Below are 1904 nucleotides of genomic sequence, written 5' to 3' on the forward strand. Positions count from 1 at the left end.
GATCAGCGCCGACGGCTTCAAGATCGGCGACAACGAGCGGACCCTGATCGTTGGCCCATCGGGTGCGGGCAAGTCGACGCTATTCCGCGCGATCGCTGGGATCTGGCCGTTCGGCTCTGGCTCGATCGCAATCCCTGCGGATGCGACGCTGATGATGCTGCCACAGCGCCCGTATTTCCCGGTCGGCGAGCTGCGTGCGGCAATCGTCTATCCGGCCGAATCCGGTGCGTTCAGCGATACTCAGGTCGCCGAGGTGCTGCGTGAGGTCGGGCTGCCGGCGCTGGCGGAGCGGCTCGATCAGCATGGCCATTGGAACAGGACGCTGTCGCTCGGCGAGCAGCAGCGGCTCGGCATCGCCAGGGCGCTACTCCATGCACCGCAATACCTGTTCCTCGACGAAGCCACCGCGTCGCTGGACGAGCCGTCCGAAGCGGCGCTGTACAAGCTGCTGGACCGCAAGCTGCCGGGCACCACGATCGTCTCGATCGGCCACCGCTCGACGCTCGAAGCCTTCCATCAGCGCGACGCGGTGCTGTCACGGACCGGCAACGGCTTCACCCTGCAGGACCGGGCCAAAGCGGCGGCTCCGGAAGTGGGGCTGGCGGGCAGCTGATCCACCATCTGCTCGATCCAACGCGGCAGTAAGCTAGAGATCGAAACGACGTGCGGCGGCCGATCGGCCGCCGTTGCTGCTCGGTGAGCGATTAGCGCAAAATCCAGCCGGATCACTGGCCACCACTAGTCTAAGCCTTGCCAAGCCCAGGAGTGGGGAAAGCCAGGAGGCTCGCGAAGGCCGTCAAAAGCCGGCCCGCTCAATTATGAGATCACAAAGAAAAAGGGCGGCAGATTTCTCTGCCGCCCTCAGCCCCCCAGAAGGGATGTCGTCTTACTTGAGAGCGCCCAGCGTCACGTCAGCCGACAGCTTGGCGATGAAGGTCGAACCGCACCAGTTCGAACCAACGCCGGTCTGGTTGATCGGGGTCCAGGCCGTGTTGCCGGAGGCAGTGAAGTCGCTGGTGAAGGCATTGCAATTACCCTTGGACAGATCGGTGTCCGAGTAACGCAGATCGAGGGTGAACACCTTATAGGTGAAGCCCACGCCGATGTTCCAGGTGTTGTAATCGGCCAGCTTGATCGGGCCATAGAACACGTCGGTAGTACCGAACCACTGACGGCCGTACTCACCCGACACGTACATGCCGACGCCGCTCGCACCGAACAGGGTGCTCGGAGCGGTGAACTTGCCGGTCACCGAGGCGTAGTTGCCCCAGGCACCGGTGTTCAGGAAGTTCGGCGAATAGAATTCGTTGGCACCGAACGCGAACATGTCGTTCGCGGTCCAGGTCACCTTGGCGTAGCCTTCGTAGAAGCTCACGTCCTTCTTCATGGCATTCTGGTTCAGCAGCGAAATCGGGAAGCTGCCGACGCCGCACTGCGTGGCCGAGCCGCCCGGAGTGCTGTCGACGCACGACCCACCCGGATACAGATAGCCCCAGACACCGAAGTCGAACGCGAAGGCGCCGAAGGTCGGGCGGATACCGCCGTAGATGTCAACTTCAGCCGCAGCGCGGTTGGCGAACGAGATGCTCTCGAACGAGGTACCGACGTAGAGCTGCAGGTCCTTGGTCAGGTTGTAGCGCGGCTCGAAATAGGCAGTGACGGACGGCTTGTGGTTCGACTGGGTGACGCCACGGAAGACGTAGTCGCTCATGACGGCCGCGCCGAACGCGATATCCCACGGATCGAACGCCACGATCGGCGGAGCCTTGGTGTACACCTTGGCGGGCAGATCAGCCGCCGAGGCCGAGCCCACGCCGACTGCGAGCAAAGCCGCGACCGACAAGATTGTCTTCTTCATTTTGATCCCCATCGTTTCCAAGCCAGCCGGACCCGAAGTTCAAGGA

General features: G+C 62.9%; 2 protein-coding genes. One reads left to right on the forward strand and one right to left on the reverse strand.

Annotation, left to right across the window (positions count from 1 at the left end; translation table 11 throughout):
- Nucleotides 1-613: ATP-binding cassette domain-containing protein (locus DYI24_RS25785; RefSeq protein WP_164574330.1), on the forward strand; the 613-nt coding region annotated here is incomplete at its 5' end.
- Between the two features lie 273 nt (nucleotides 614-886).
- On the opposite strand, the gene DYI24_RS25790 is transcribed toward DYI24_RS25785, so the two are convergent.
- On the reverse strand, nucleotides 887-1858 hold the full coding sequence (locus tag DYI24_RS25790; protein WP_164574331.1) for a TorF family putative porin: 972 nt from the start codon (nucleotides 1856-1858) through the stop codon (nucleotides 887-889).
- Nucleotides 1859-1904: the final 46 nt, after the last annotated feature.

It is taken from the genome of Rhodopseudomonas sp. BR0C11 (assembly GCF_010820945.1).
GTDB lineage: Bacteria > Pseudomonadota > Alphaproteobacteria > Rhizobiales > Xanthobacteraceae > Rhodopseudomonas > Rhodopseudomonas palustris_H.